The organism is Streptococcus cristatus (assembly GCF_003943465.1).
Taxonomy (GTDB): domain Bacteria; phylum Bacillota; class Bacilli; order Lactobacillales; family Streptococcaceae; genus Streptococcus; species Streptococcus cristatus_C.
On record NZ_RJPR01000047.1, the window covers coordinates 1 to 507 of the forward strand.

Annotated in this window: 1 protein-coding gene; it reads right to left on the minus strand. The window is 47.7% G+C overall.

Going from position 1 to position 507, the window contains the following annotated elements; genetic code table 11:
- A partial coding sequence (locus D8793_RS11795; protein ID WP_185761208.1) for a hypothetical protein occupies positions 1 to 507 on the minus strand: 507 nt, incomplete at both ends.

Here is a 507-nt window from a genome sequence, read left to right on the forward strand (position 1 = left end):
CACTATTGCTTATGCTTAATGAGACAGATTGACTCAAACTCAACGAAGCTGAAGCAGAGGCACTTGTTGAAACTGATCGGCTCAAGCTTACTGATGCTGAAGTGCTTGTGCTTGCTGATACAGACTGGCTCAGACTTACTGATGCTGAAGCACTAGCACTTACTGAGACAGACTGGCTGGTACTCAATGACGCTGAAGCTGACTCGCTTGTTGAAACTGATTGACTCAATCTCAACGATGCTGAGGCACTTGCACTTGCTGATTGGCTGGTGCTCAATGAGGCTGAAGCACTTGCACTTGCTGAGACAGACTGAGACTGGCTCAGGCTTACTGATGCTGAAGCTGATTCACTTGTTGAAACGGATTGACTCAAGCTTACTGACGCTGAAGCAGACTCGCTTGTTGAAACTGACTGACTCAAGCTTACTGATGCTGAAGCACTGGCACTTGCTGAGACAGACTGGCTCAAGCTCATTGACGCTGAGGCACTTGTGCTTACTGATACAG